Source organism: Bacillus sp. T17B1 (assembly GCF_026796395.1).
GTDB lineage: Bacteria > Bacillota > Bacilli > Bacillales > Bacillaceae > Bacillus > Bacillus spizizenii_A.
Genome location: NZ_JALAYA010000008.1, coordinates 119,568 through 132,955 on the forward strand (window position 1 = coordinate 119,568; position 13,388 = coordinate 132,955).

Consider the following 13,388-nt stretch of genomic DNA (forward strand, 5'->3'; position numbering starts at 1 on the left):
AAAAGGCGGTGTACACAATGGCTCAAACGAAGTCAAAGGCAGTATTGATCTTATATATTGTTTGCTTCAGCGCATTTTTTGCGTCTTTAAGCCAAAACATTTATTCACCTATTATACCGATTATTAAAGAATCGTTCCATGTTTCCACAGCAATGGTAAACCTGTCAGTCTCAGTTTTTATGATTGTGACAGCGATTATGCAAATTATATTAGGGACCATCATCGATTTTAAAGGCGCGCGTTTTGTCTTGATTGCCGGAATTATGGCAACGGCAGCTGCCAGCATCGGCTGTGCGGTGACCACTGACTTTACTTTGTTTCTAGTATTCAGAATGATACAGGCTGCCGGATCTGCAGCACTGCCTCTTATAGCTGCCACAACGATCGGACAGCTGTTTACAGGCAGTGACCGCGGGAGTGCAATGGGAACGTATCAAATGCTTCTGTCCGCCGCGCCGGCTATCGCCCCCGTTCTCGGGGGATTCGTAGGCGGAGCAGCCGGATACGAAGGGATCTTTTGGATGCTTACAGCCATCTCTGTCGTTATGCTGGTGACAAACAGTATCATCTTTCCTAAGGACTCTCCCGCTGGATCTAAGCACCAAGCCAAAGGCTATGTGTTCGCTCATTACAAATCAATATTTACAAATCGAACAGGAAACGTCATTTTGACCTTAAGCTTTGTCCTCTTTTTCATTTATTTTGCGGTGATCGTCTACCTTCCGATATTGCTGACGGAGCACTATCATATTGATGTGAGCATAGCAGGATTGTTATATTTGCCACTGGCGCTAAGCACGATTGCCGGTACGTTTCTATTTAAAAAAATACAAGCAAACGTCTCGCTGAACACCTTGTTTATCGGCAGCAATGTGTTTGCGGCAATCAGTATCATGTTGTTCGCCATTACACATTCCGTTTCTCTCATTCTCATGGCTCTCACACTGGCACTGTTTGGCATCTCGATGGGGGCCATCCCTCCCTTGTACTCCACAATGATCACCAATGAATTTGAACACAATAGAGGGAGCGCAATCGGAGTTTTTAACTTTATCAGATATACAGGCATGGCGGCAGGCCCGATGATATCCGCCTATCTGCTCACACTGATGCCGTCTGCGATGTCCTTTGGTCTCTTAGGCCTTGTATTTGCCGCATTGAGCTCTTGCCTTCTGACGCAAATGTATCCGCCACAGAAGCGCATGAAACAAAAAAAACACCACATGTAAAAAAGCTGCCTTCTGTACGGCAGCTTTTTTTATTTCCTTCGCAGCGGCTCTAAAATGCCTTTTTGAATCAGCAAATGGAACACTGACAGGACAACAGATGCCCATATCGCTGTGCCGAATCCGTCAATTTGAAAACTGTCACCCATAATGGACGCGGTCATCATCAGGGTGATGGCGTTAATCACAAACAAGAAGAGGCCAAACGTCACCATCGTGACCGGCAGTGTAAAAATAATCAAAAGCGGTTTAATCAGCACGTTTAAGATCGATAAAATGAGGCTGGCGATAATCGCTGCCCCGATGCTGCTGACATGGATGGAGTCAATGTATCCATCAATGACGATTAATAACAATGCATTTACCAAAATGCTGACTGCCCATTTTACCATGTCATTTCATATCCCTTTCTGACGGGACGATAAAAATCCAAATAATATAAATGAGCAAAACAGGGAAAACACTTGTCATAACAGCTAAGATGACAGTGATAACTCTAAGGAGTGATGCATCCCAATTGAAATATTCCGCGAGACCTCCGATAACACCGGCCATTTTCTTGTTTTTCTCTGAACGATAAAGCCTATTCATTTGATCACCTCTGTGAGTACTTTAGTTTGATGGCGCCTGTTAATGATTCTGAGAAGACGGTGATGCTTTGATCATGTACCTGATTTGAAGTGAACAACATTTCTTTTTGAATGGTATCATTTTTTTCTTTCAGCATCTCAACATCCATTAATTCATGGGACAGTGAACCAAGATTGCTTTTTAGCTCTGCCTTCACTGCAAGATCGTCCGGAATTGCAAGCTCCACATTTCCAGTCGTTGTTTTGGTATAAATGGAGCGGCAGTCCGATTCTGTTACGTGAATCGCTATATTTCCGTTAAAGCTTTGAACGTCAATGGATTCGCTTCTTCCACGGAGATCGATCAATCCGTTAATGGTTTCCGCCTCTAGCGTGCCGCAACTGTGGCTGGCAAGCTTAATTTGCCCGTTGGCCGTTTCAGCTGTGGCTTTTTCGGCTGTTAAATGCGAGAACGACAGCACGCCGTTTGTCGTTTTCGCAGAGAACTCTTTTACATGTAAATGTTCCCCTCTGACCGGACCATTAAACAGCTTCACCCGAATCTTATCATACTCCTTTTGAGGAATATATAAAGTCACATTGGTTTTCATTGTTTTCTTCTCAGTCCGGATAAAAAACTTATTTCCTTTGATTTCACATTCAATATGCTGAAGAAATGCATGTCTTGCCGCATCCTGGCTGTCAGCGCGATATACCTTCGCCTGGTATTCCGCTCTGATATCCTCGTCTTCCCAAGGGACGATATTCACGCTGCCGTTGGCAATTTGAATTTCAACACTGGAGAAGTCAGTATCTTTAAATTGAAAAATGTGCTGAACATCATACGCATGGCCAAAGTTCAAATCAAGGTCAACTTCCTTGACCTTTTTCACAGCCGAATCAATCCAGTCAAACAGCTTGGCTCCTAAAGACGGCTTGCTGCTTTCTTTTTTTTCTGCTGTAAACGGCTCTTCCTCGTCATGTACATGAACTGAGAGCGCTGAGATTTTATCTTCTTTTTCCTTGTAGTCGCTGTCAAGCTTTTCAATCAGTGTCAACGCCTCTTGTGCTGTAAGCTTTCCTTCCTCAACAAGCTTAAGGATACGTTCCTTTTCTTGTTTCATTACGATCTCCTCCCCATTGTCTACTTATGCTGCACGAAGCACCTTAATGCCCTGAATCACATTCCAAATCATTATGCCAATAACAACTAAGAAATAAATAACCGCTCCCCCAATGATCACAAATACAGGCAGCAGGCTGTCTCCATCAATGGCAATGGCTCCACCCAGAATAGCAATAAAAAGGACCAGCCAGCCGGCAAAAGGAACAATGTGAGAAATAAGAGAACGTATCGCATGGCGTTTTGTTTCTTTCTCATCTACAACAAAATAAGCGACAATCGGCACAATGATTGGCGCAATGAACACACTAAAATAACAAAGTGATGCAATAATAACTTGATTACGGTTCAATTCATTCCACACTCCTATTGTGAATTGTCCATGACAAAAGATCAGGGACGTTTTACTTATTCATACGTTTAAAACCTCTTCAGGGTTTCAAATTCATTCTTTAGACATGCTTCGATTTACGGAAATTGGATTTTAAAAAGTTTTAGAAGTAGAATCTTCCGACTGTACCGATTACAATATGTAAAAAGCTTACGGCAATCAAGGAGGCTGGACAAGCAATGGAGAAAGATCCCAGTGACTATACAGTAACACAAGAGTCGGTTTTAAAGCTGATTCGTGAACAAAAAAGAATGAACCGTGAAATGATCGCTGAGCTTGAACAAATCCACCACGGACCTTTTCCAATCTCTCACGATATTCAATATATAAAAGTACTGCTCGACAGCAGCAACACGCATATCGTTCAAGATTTAATGAGCGTAAGCAAGCAGCTGTACAAGAAGACTTTGTAACTGCGGAAAAAGTTGCATTCATTATAACTGAAACTAAGCTAAAGGTTAGATGACAATATCCTGCCTTTTTCATTTTAAAGAAACAAATGATTTTCCGCTGTCACATAATGATTGTAACAAAAAAAGCCTGCCGGCATATCCAACTAATGGACTCTGTCGGCAAGCTGTGACTACCAGAAAGAAAGATAGCCATTCAGAAATTAACGTAACAATTGAAGTACGTTTTGTGGCTGTTGGTTCGCTTGTGCTAGCATCGCTTGAGAAGCTTGAGAAAGAATGTTGTTCTTTGTGAACTCGCTCATCTCTTTCGCCATGTCAACGTCACGGATGCGAGACTCAGCTGCTGTAAGGTTTTCACCAGAAGCGCTTAAGTTATTGATTGTGTGCTCTAGGCGGTTTTGTACCGCACCAAGTTTAGCACGTTGAGCAGATACTTGATTCGTTGCTGCATCGATAGCTGCAAGTTGATCGTCAAATGAATTAGTTGTGAAATCTGTTACTTTAATATCTTTGATTTTAATAGCGTCTGAACCTAAGTCTTCAGCTTTCATGCTCTCAATGTTTACACTTAACTGCTGTCCGCCATTCGCTCCAATTTGGAATGTAAGTTTTTTACCGCTTGCTTCTGAAAAAGAACCGTCTAACAGGTTTTTACCGTTAAATTGCGTACGGTCCGCAATACCTTTACTTCCGTCTTGCCCACCGATCTCTTCAATTAAAGAGTCCATTTCGTCTTGGATGGCTTGAAGGTCAGTAGCATCTTGTGTACCTGTGTTTCCTGCTTGAACAGTAAGTTCACGCATACGTTGAAGGATGGCATGAGTTTCAGTTAATGCACCCTCAGCTGTTTGGATAAGAGAGATTCCATCTTGAGAGTTTTTAGAAGCCATTTCAAGACCTCTGATTTGTCCTCTCATTTTTTCAGAGATCGCAAGACCCGCTGCGTCATCTCCCGCACGGTTAATACGAAGACCTGAAGAAAGCTTCTCCATGTTTTTTGAGCCTGCATTGTTGTTTGAAGACAAACGGTTCAGTGTGTTAAGTGCTGCGATATTGTGGTTAATTCTCATGTGTAAAATACCTCCATGTGTATATGTTTGAAATCAAAGTCTTCCTTTTCTTCGATTTCTGGCGCACCGTAATTCCAGTAAAGCTTCTAGCTGTTATGTAGATTCTTAATATAAAGGTTTTTTTTGCTTAATATGGAATACATTGTGCACCCTTCATCCCATATATCGGCAGTACTTTGTAAACATTTAGGCGTTTCCCCAAAGAAATTGCCCCATATGAAAAAATGCTTCTAAATGATCGCAAATTTATTTTTTTCTCGTTAACCTATAAAGAAAGCTTGCCTGCTAAGCCCAACCACGGACTCGCTGACAAGCTTCGACTGAAAAACTTTATTATTAAGATGTTGCCGTTTCTTTCGCTTCCAAGAGCGATGTCATTCGTTTTTTGTCACGCTCCATAACAGGCTTCAAATAACGGCCTGTATACGATTCTTCCACTTCAGTAATTTCCTCAGGCGTTCCTGACGCGACAATGGTTCCGCCTCCGGCTCCGCCTTCTGGACCCAGATCCACAATGTAATCCGCCGTCTTAATGATATCAAGATTGTGCTCAATGACGAGTACTGTATCTCCATTGTCAACCAAACGCTGAAGCACGACAAGGAGTCTGGCGATGTCGTCGACGTGCAAACCTGTCGTTGGTTCGTCTAAAATGTAGAGCGTACGTCCAGTTGAGCGTTTGTGCAGCTCTGATGCAAGCTTCACACGCTGTGCTTCTCCGCCCGACAAGGTTGTCGCCGGCTGGCCAAGCGTAATATAACCTAAGCCAACGTCAAAAAGGGTTTGGAGCTTACGCTTGATTTTCGGGATATTTTCAAAGAAAGAAAGAGCATCTTCAACCGTCATATCAAGCACATCAGAGATATTTTTTCCTTTGTACGTCACTTCAAGCGTTTCACGGTTGTAACGTTTGCCGTGACACACCTCGCACGGAACATATACATCAGGAAGGAAGTGCATTTCAATTTTAATAATCCCGTCTCCACGACAGGCTTCACATCGCCCGCCCTTCACGTTAAAGCTGAAACGGCCTTTTTTATAGCCTCGGACCTTCGCTTCATTGGTCTGCGCGAATACGTCACGAATGTCATCAAACACACCGGTGTATGTCGCTGGATTGGATCTCGGCGTTCTTCCGATTGGCGCCTGATCAATATCAATGACTTTGTCTAGGTGGTCCAAGCCTTTAATCTCTTTATGGCTGCCGGGCTTCGCTTTCGCTTTATGAAGCTTTTGCGCCAGCGCCTTATGCAAAATTTCATTGACGAGGGTACTCTTTCCAGAGCCTGAAACTCCTGTAACCGCTGTGAACGTTCCAAGCGGGAACTTGGCATTCGCGTTTTTCAGATTGTTTTCTGAAGCGCCTTTAATTTCAATGTATCGGCCGTCCGGCTTTCTTCTTTCAGGAGGCAATGGGATGAACTTTTTCCCTGATAAATAGTTGCCCGTTAATGAGTTTGGATCTTCCATCACTTCTTCCGGCGTACCCGCAGACGTCACCTGTCCGCCGTGAATGCCGGCCCCTGGTCCAATATCTATTAAATAATCGGCTGCCATCATCGTATCCTCGTCGTGTTCGACAACAATCAGCGTGTTCCCGAGGTCTCTCATATTTTTCAGTGCGCTGATTAAGCGGTCGTTATCACGCTGATGCAGGCCGATAGACGGTTCATCTAAAATATAAAGGACACCGGATAAGCGCGAGCCGATTTGCGTTGCCAGTCTGATGCGCTGCGCCTCTCCCCCAGACAATGTTCCCGCTGCCCTGCTCAATGTCAGGTAATCAAGGCCGACTTTGTCCAGAAAGCTTAAACGCTCCACAATTTCACGCAAGATCAAATTGGCAATCTGCATATCCTTCTCAGAAAGGGTAAGGCTTTTGAAGAAAGCAAGTGCGTCAGCTACAGACAGCTCGGTAATTTTGCCGATGTGGCGGCCGTCAATTAATACGGCAAGCGCCTCTTTCTTTAATCGATAGCCTTTGCATGTCGGACAAGCCTTCTGAGACATATACTGCTCCATTTGCTCACGGATGAAATCAGAGCTTGTCTCCTTATAGCGTCTTTCAATGTTCCGCAATACGCCTTCAAATTGAATTTCACCTTCACGTATTTGCCCAAAATCATTTTCATAACGGAAATAAATCAGGTCGTCTCCACTGCCGTACAGCACTTTATCCAGCTGATGCTTCGGCAGATCTTTTACCGGCACTTCCATATCAATTCCGTAGTGGGTGCAGACCGCATTAAGTAGCTGAGGATAATATTGTGAGCTGATCGGTGTCCAAGGGGCGACTGCATTCTCTTTCAATGATAATTCTTGGTTGGGGATGACGAGATCGGCATCCACTTCAAGCTTCATTCCGAGACCGTCACACGTTGGACACGCTCCGAACGGGCTGTTGAACGAAAACAGCCGCGGCTCAAGCTCGCCGATTGAAAATCCGCAGTGCGGGCAGGCATGATGCTCACTAAACATCAGCTCTTCCTCACCGATGACATCAATCATAACCCGTCCTTCACCTAAACGGAGCGCCGTTTCCAATGAATCTGACAGACGGGCCGCTACGCCTTCTTTCACCACAATTCGGTCAATGACAACCTCAATCGAATGTTTTTTATTCTTTTCTAATTCAATATCATCAGAAAGCTCAGCCATTTCGCCGTCAATTCTGACTCTGACATAACCTTGTTTTCTGATCTGTTCGAGCACTTTGACATGAGCGCCTTTTCGGCCTGAGACAATCGGGGCCAGAACCTGAAGCTTCGTCCGTTCCGGGTATTCCAGAATTCTGTCCACCATTTGTTCGATGGTCTGCGATGTAATCTCAATCCCGTGCTCTGGACAATGAGGCTTCCCTACTCTCGCATACAAAAGACGCAGGTAATCATAAATCTCAGTAACCGTACCGACAGTTGACCTCGGATTGCGGCTCGTTGTTTTCTGATCGATGCTGATGGCAGGAGAAAGCCCCTCAATCGCATCGACATCCGGCTTATCCATTTGCCCTAAAAACTGGCGGGCATATGCAGACAGCGACTCGACATACCGTCTCTGCCCTTCTGCATATATGGTGTCAAAGGCAAGGGAGGATTTGCCTGATCCGGACAAACCCGTAATAACGACAAGCTGATCTCTTGGAATTGTTACATCGATATTTTTCAGGTTATGTGCCCTGGCTCCCTTCACCTCTATCCGATCCATAGCCATTTGTTCATCATCCTTCCGCTTTTAGCTCTAAAAGTAAATCGCGAAGCTCCGCGGCTCTTTCAAAGTCAAGCGCCTTGGCGGCTTCCTTCATTTCGTGTTCCATCTGTTCAACGACTTTCTGGCGTTCTTTCTTCGTCATTTTCGACAGCTTCGGCGCGGCTTTTGTTTTGTATTCCGCTTTATCTTCAGCTGCTACTGTGGCACGAATGACATCGCGAATTTCTTTATTGATCGTTTTCGGCGTAATGCCGTGCTCTTCGTTAAACCGCTCCTGCTGCTCGCGGCGGCGTTTTGTCTCATTAATCGCAATTTCCATAGATTTCGTCATTTTATCTGCGTACATAATGACGCGTCCTTCAGAGTTCCTTGCTGCCCGTCCGATGGTCTGAATCAGAGAACGCTCAGACCGTAGGAAGCCTTCCTTATCCGCATCCAAAATCGCAACGAGAGATACTTCGGGAATGTCGAGCCCTTCCCTCAGCAGGTTGATGCCGACAAGTACATCATGCTTGCCAAGGCGCAGATCGCGGATGATTTCAATCCGTTCAAGCGTCTTAATCTCTGAATGCAGATAGTTTACTTTAATGCCGATTTCTTTTAAATAATCGGTCAGATCCTCTGACATTTTCTTCGTCAAGGTTGTCACGAGGACCCGTTCATCCCGCTCGATTCTTGCTTGAATTTCACCGATCAAATCGTCAATCTGGCCTTCGATCGGGCGCACGTCAATAAGCGGGTCAAGAAGGCCTGTCGGACGGATGATCTGCTCGATCATTTCATCCGTATGCTCAATCTCATACTGGCCTGGTGTTGCTGATACATACACGATATTGTGCATATGCTTTTCAAACTCTTCAAAACGGAGCGGACGGTTATCAAGCGCTGACGGAAGCCGGAAACCGTGATCCACCAGCACCTGTTTCCGCGCCTGATCTCCATTAAACATGCCGCGCACCTGAGGAATCGTCACATGCGACTCATCTACCACGATCATAAAATCGTCAGGGAAATAATCAAGAAGCGTATACGGTGTTGAACCCGGAGGCCGAAGTGTCAAATGTCTTGAGTAGTTTTCAATGCCGGAGCAGAAACCCATTTCCCGCATCATTTCAAGATCATATCTAGTCCGCTGTTCTAAACGCTGCGCTTCAAGCAGCTTGCCGTTTTCATGCATGACCTTCAGCTGCTCCTCAAGCTCTTCCTCGATATTTTGAATCGCTTTCTCCATTTTCTCTGCCCGCGTTACGAAGTGGGATGCAGGGAAAATCGCGACATGATCACGGTCGCCGAGGATTTCTCCTGTCAGGGCGTCCACTTCCCGAATCCGTTCGATTTCATCACCGAAAAACTCAACTCTGATACAGTGTTCATCACGGGATGCCGGGAAGATTTCCACTACATCTCCGCGCACACGAAATGTACCGCGCTGAAAGTCGATATCGTTGCGGGCATATTGGATGTCTACTAGTTTTCTGAGCAGCTCGTTGCGCTCAATTTCCATTTCAGGTCGCAGTGACACGACCATTTCCCGGTATTCTTCAGGCGAACCGAGGCCATATATACAAGACACACTCGCAATAATAATGACATCTCTCCGCTCAAACAGAGACGATGTTGCGGAGTGTCTTAATTTATCTATTTCATCATTAATACTTGCGTCTTTCTCTATAAACGTATCCGTTTGAGGCACATACGCCTCCGGCTGATAATAATCGTAGTAGCTGACAAAATACTCGACAGCGTTGTTCGGGAAAAATTCCTTGAACTCACTGTAAAGCTGTCCGGCGAGGGTTTTGTTATGGGCAATTACGAGCGTCGGCTTATTGACTTCTTTAATCAAATTGGACACCGTAAATGTTTTACCCGTTCCTGTCGCTCCCAGCAGAGTCTGGTGCTTCTTGCCCTCCTGAATTCCTTTTACAAGTTTTTCAATGGCTTTCGGCTGATCTCCCTGGGGCTGATATTTCGAGACTAACTCAAAGCGATCTTTCACAAAATAAGCCTCCGTTTCTTTAACGAAATCTTCCTATAGATATAGTAACACAATGGAATGCAAAATCACTAAAAACACGAACTAAAGTTCGGTGGTTTTTTATTTCCAGCTGTTTTCGTGTATAAAAAACCTGCTTTTAAAACGTAAAAGCAGGAATTCAGTCTTTATATTCATTATGTCCGATTTATTCTTCTTTTTTCTCAGCAGCTTTTTTGGCCATATACAGTCCGCCAGCCACAAGAGACACAACATCCAATCCTACAATAAAATACGTTTCTGTATAGCCTTTTAAATAAGAAGCAAACAGCAATGCAGCAGTTAGAGCAATCGCTACATAATGATTAAAGGTGACTCTTGTAAAAAGAACAACAAGCATAAAAGGGAAAAACATTGCAAAAACGGCTTTTGTAATCAACAAAAACCCTCCTCAGGGATTCTTCATCTGATCTGATTATAGTAAAAAATGAAGAATCGGACAATCGTGCAATCGTTCCCTCTTTCTACAACATACCCTTTTTCAGCCAAAATCAATCACCGTATTTGCATTTTGGTGCCGATAACAGCACAACAAGCACCTCTTTCATTTTGCCACTGTTCCAATCAGCGGCATTTTTTTATGAAGTCATAAACCTCAGCTGCATATTCATGCCCGCTGCCAAATTCCGAGAATAAAAGAAAAATAGGCACACTGCACCAGTACGGCCGTATTTTTCATGATAATCTAACTAACTTAACTATTCATTTTATTTAGGACTTTCTGCGTTTGACAGCGTTTTCCTAAATACCTACAATTGAACGATAGTGTTTACTATCATTTTTTTTGAACACAGGCTCCGTCATAAAAGACTAGAGAGAAAAACAATATGAAGGAAAGAGGGGTTTCAAATATGTATTCTGTATTATTTCGCCAAGCAGAAGAGTCCAGCCAGCTTGCAGGAGCAAAAGGCATGAACTTGATTAAATTGGCCAAACACGGTCTTCCTGTTCCGAACGGGTTTATTATTCAGACGAATGCACTTGCCCGTTTTATGGAGGATAACCAGCTCCATGAAACTAGCGAAAACATCGAAAGCGGGATCATCGCCGGAACATTTTCTGAAGAACTGAAACATGAACTGACAAGTTCCTTTTACAAGCTGAGAGAATCATACCGATCCGTTGCCGTGCGTTCTTCATCTGCCTCGGAAGATTTAGAAGGCGCTTCATTCGCGGGTCAATATGAAACCTATTTAAATATTAAAACAGAGGAAGAGTTTCTAACTAAAGTGAAAGAGTGCTGGGCCTCATTTTTCTCCGGCCGAGTCAGCAGCTATAAGAAAAAAATGAATAACCACATCGCAGAGCCGTTAATGGGAGTTGTCGTTCAGGGCCTGATCCATTCAGAGGTATCAGGTGTTATTTTTAGCCGTAATCCTGTTACCCATGATGATAGGGAGCTGTTAATCAGCGCCAGCTATGGTTTGGGGGAGGCTGTCGTGTCAGGAAGTGTCACCCCAGACACATTTATAGTCAATAAATCTTCGTTTGAGATTCAGAAAGAAATAGGTGCAAAGGAAATCTATATGGAGGCTGCAGCAGCAGGAATCACCGAAAAAGAAACGAGCGAAGATATGCGCAGCCGTTTTTGCCTTGCAGATGAACAAGTAATTGAACTGGCTGAAATCACGAAAAAAACCGAAGACCTGTACGGATATCCAGTCGATATAGAATTCGGAATCGCTGATCATCAATTATACCTTCTGCAGGCCCGCCCGATTACAACCATTGATCAGGACAAAAAAGCAGCAGAAGAAGAACGCAGCTTCATGATAACAGACAATGATATGAATGACTTCTGGCTCAACATGGAGTCACATATTGAAGGCCCGGTGAGCCCGTTATTTTCATCCTTGATCGTACCTGCGTTGGAGTATGGCTTGAAGAGGAGCATGCAAAAGTTCCCGATTGGTGTAGTTGTTGAAGAAGTAAAACTTTATCGCGGACATATTTATTCCAAAAGCCAGGGCGGACAGCAGCTGCCTTCTGAAAACTGCGGCAAAGAGCTTTTCCCAATATTATCGGAGCGTATGTATGACATCATCAATCAGACATATCTCCCATTTTATAAAACGCTTGACCAGCTCTCACAAACTGAGCATACCGCAGAAAGTGCACTGGATGCTTTTCAAAAACTGAAGGCCTTTTATCTTACGGCTTATGAGGAGCACTTCAATATCGTTTTTCCGCAAGTTCTTCTAACAAACAAATTGCAAGCGATGTACCAGCTTATTCAAGGAGAATCCGAAAACGCTCATTTTTACGAAATGCTGACAGGCAAAATGAACAAATCACTTGAAACAGACCGCCGCTTATGGCTATTTTCTGTTGAAGTTCAGGAGAAGCCGAATCTGCTGTCCATTTTTGAAAACACCAAGCCGGAACACCTGCAGGAAAAAATGGAACAAACAGATGAGGGCAGACACTTCCTGAAGAACCTCCATGAATTTTTACAGGAATACGGATGGCGATCTGTAAAGAGCCATGATCTGATTCAAGAGACCTGGGCAGAAAACCCATATTATGCCCTTGCCAATATTCAAAACTATGTCCGCAATGGCTATCATTTTGACAATGAATTTCAGAAAACGAAAGAAAAACGCGAGAAATTATACAATGACTTCTTGGAAAACATAGAAGACCCCGATTTGCGTAAAGAATTTGACCGTTATTATCAATGGACGCTGAATTCTGCAAATATAAAGGATGATCACCACTTTTATATTGACGCCATGCTGGATGCCAAGGCGAGAGTCTTTTTGCTAAAGATAGGTGAATGGCTGGCGGAAAACGGTGTCATACAAAATCGTGAAGACCTTTGGTTCTTATATGATGATGAAGTGGAAAACGCGCTTCTTCACCCTGTATCCCTGCAAGAAAAGGCTGAAAAACGCAGACAGACCTTTCACGAGTATGAGCTTGCTCAAGCCCCTGCCTATCTCGGCACTCCAACAAAAGAACAGCTCAAAGCTGCAGAGGAAATTGTCGGCACTGTGATAGAGGATGAAAAAAACACGGAGCATCATATTTTTGGTATTGCGGCATCAAGCGGCATTGCAACAGGTCCGGTAAAAATCATTCGGGACGCCAGTGAATTTTCTCAATTCGAGCCTGGGGATGTCCTCGTTTGCAAAATGACAACACCGCTATGGACCAGCCTGTTTCAAGACGCAAAAGCAATTATTACAGACACAGGCGGCATTTTGTCACACGCTGCGATTATTGCCCGCGAGTACGGCATTCCCGCCGTTCTCGGCACACGTACAGCAACGGAAAGACTTCGGGACGGAGACATCATCACTGTTGATGGAAGCAATGGCAAAATTACGGTTGTCAGCCGGGCCTGATGCGTCCTCC

The 13,388-nt window shown here is 44.1% G+C and carries 11 protein-coding genes; 3 read left to right on the forward strand and 8 right to left on the reverse strand.

Going from position 1 to position 13,388, the window contains the following annotated elements; translation table 11 throughout:
* The first annotated feature begins 17 nt into the window (after positions 1 to 17).
* The gene (locus MOF34_RS05570) at positions 18 to 1,229 is read left to right on the forward strand and encodes an MFS transporter (protein WP_268399026.1); all 1,212 of its coding nucleotides are present in this window, start codon (positions 18 to 20) and stop codon (positions 1,227 to 1,229) included.
* 29 nt (positions 1,230 to 1,258) lie between these two features.
* On the opposite strand, the gene MOF34_RS05575 is transcribed toward MOF34_RS05570, so the two are convergent.
* The 4 genes from MOF34_RS05575 to MOF34_RS05590 are packed head-to-tail and all read right to left on the reverse strand — an operon-like array spanning position 1,259 to position 3,270.
* Entirely contained in the window at positions 1,259 to 1,618 is a 360-nt protein-coding gene (locus tag MOF34_RS05575) for a phage holin family protein (RefSeq protein WP_019715853.1), read from the reverse strand.
* Between the two features lies 1 nt (position 1,619).
* Positions 1,620 to 1,817, reverse strand: a complete 198-nt coding sequence (locus tag MOF34_RS05580) for a PspC domain-containing protein (RefSeq protein WP_003219770.1) — start codon at positions 1,815 to 1,817, stop codon at positions 1,620 to 1,622.
* A gap of 4 nt (positions 1,818 to 1,821) precedes the next feature.
* Positions 1,822 to 2,919, reverse strand: coding sequence for a DUF4097 family beta strand repeat-containing protein (locus MOF34_RS05585; protein ID WP_268399029.1), 1,098 nt, complete (start codon positions 2,917 to 2,919; stop codon positions 1,822 to 1,824).
* A 24-nt stretch (positions 2,920 to 2,943) separates the two neighbouring features.
* Complete coding sequence (locus MOF34_RS05590; protein WP_268399032.1) at positions 2,944 to 3,270, reverse strand: hypothetical protein; 327 nt, start codon at positions 3,268 to 3,270, stop codon at positions 2,944 to 2,946.
* A 218-nt stretch (positions 3,271 to 3,488) separates the two neighbouring features.
* Here MOF34_RS05590 and MOF34_RS05595 point away from each other — a divergent pair, with 218 nt between their 5' ends.
* On the forward strand, positions 3,489 to 3,722 hold the full coding sequence (locus MOF34_RS05595) for a hypothetical protein (protein WP_019715856.1): 234 nt from the start codon (positions 3,489 to 3,491) through the stop codon (positions 3,720 to 3,722).
* A gap of 200 nt (positions 3,723 to 3,922) precedes the next feature.
* On the opposite strand, the gene hag is transcribed toward MOF34_RS05595, so the two are convergent.
* The 4 genes from hag to MOF34_RS05615 form a co-directional block, all read right to left on the reverse strand.
* Positions 3,923 to 4,792, reverse strand: a complete 870-nt coding sequence (gene hag / locus MOF34_RS05600) for a flagellin Hag (RefSeq protein ID WP_268399034.1) — start codon at positions 4,790 to 4,792, stop codon at positions 3,923 to 3,925.
* A 336-nt stretch (positions 4,793 to 5,128) separates the two neighbouring features.
* A complete protein-coding gene (gene uvrA, locus MOF34_RS05605; RefSeq protein WP_268399035.1) occupies positions 5,129 to 8,002 on the reverse strand; it encodes an excinuclease ABC subunit UvrA in 2,874 nt (957 codons plus the stop codon).
* Between the two features lie 7 nt (positions 8,003 to 8,009).
* A complete protein-coding gene (gene uvrB, locus MOF34_RS05610; protein ID WP_019715859.1) occupies positions 8,010 to 9,995 on the reverse strand; it encodes an excinuclease ABC subunit UvrB in 1,986 nt (661 codons plus the stop codon).
* 184 nt (positions 9,996 to 10,179) lie between these two features.
* The gene (locus MOF34_RS05615) at positions 10,180 to 10,410 is read right to left on the reverse strand and encodes a DUF2198 family protein (RefSeq protein WP_019715860.1); all 231 of its coding nucleotides are present in this window, start codon (positions 10,408 to 10,410) and stop codon (positions 10,180 to 10,182) included.
* A 472-nt stretch (positions 10,411 to 10,882) separates the two neighbouring features.
* On the opposite strand from MOF34_RS05615, the gene MOF34_RS05620 reads away from it, so the two are divergent.
* Complete coding sequence (locus MOF34_RS05620) at positions 10,883 to 13,378, forward strand: PEP/pyruvate-binding domain-containing protein (protein WP_268399040.1); 2,496 nt, start codon at positions 10,883 to 10,885, stop codon at positions 13,376 to 13,378.
* Positions 13,379 to 13,388 lie beyond the last annotated feature (10 nt).

Coding starts and splice junctions, on each gene's coding strand:
- uvrA (WP_268399035.1), bottom strand. CDS start 8,002: ATGGCTATGGATCGGATAGAGGTGAAGGGAGCCAGGGCACATAACCTG.
- MOF34_RS05620 (WP_268399040.1), top strand. CDS start 10,883: ATGTATTCTGTATTATTTCGCCAAGCAGAAGAGTCCAGCCAGCTTGCA.
- MOF34_RS05575 (WP_019715853.1), bottom strand. CDS start 1,618: ATGGTAAAATGGGCAGTCAGCATTTTGGTAAATGCATTGTTATTAATC.
- MOF34_RS05595 (WP_019715856.1), top strand. CDS start 3,489: ATGGAGAAAGATCCCAGTGACTATACAGTAACACAAGAGTCGGTTTTA.
- hag (WP_268399034.1), bottom strand. CDS start 4,792: ATGAGAATTAACCACAATATCGCAGCACTTAACACACTGAACCGTTTG.
- MOF34_RS05585 (WP_268399029.1), bottom strand. CDS start 2,919: ATGAAACAAGAAAAGGAACGTATCCTTAAGCTTGTTGAGGAAGGAAAG.
- MOF34_RS05570 (WP_268399026.1), top strand. CDS start 18: ATGGCTCAAACGAAGTCAAAGGCAGTATTGATCTTATATATTGTTTGC.
- MOF34_RS05580 (WP_003219770.1), bottom strand. CDS start 1,817: ATGAATAGGCTTTATCGTTCAGAGAAAAACAAGAAAATGGCCGGTGTT.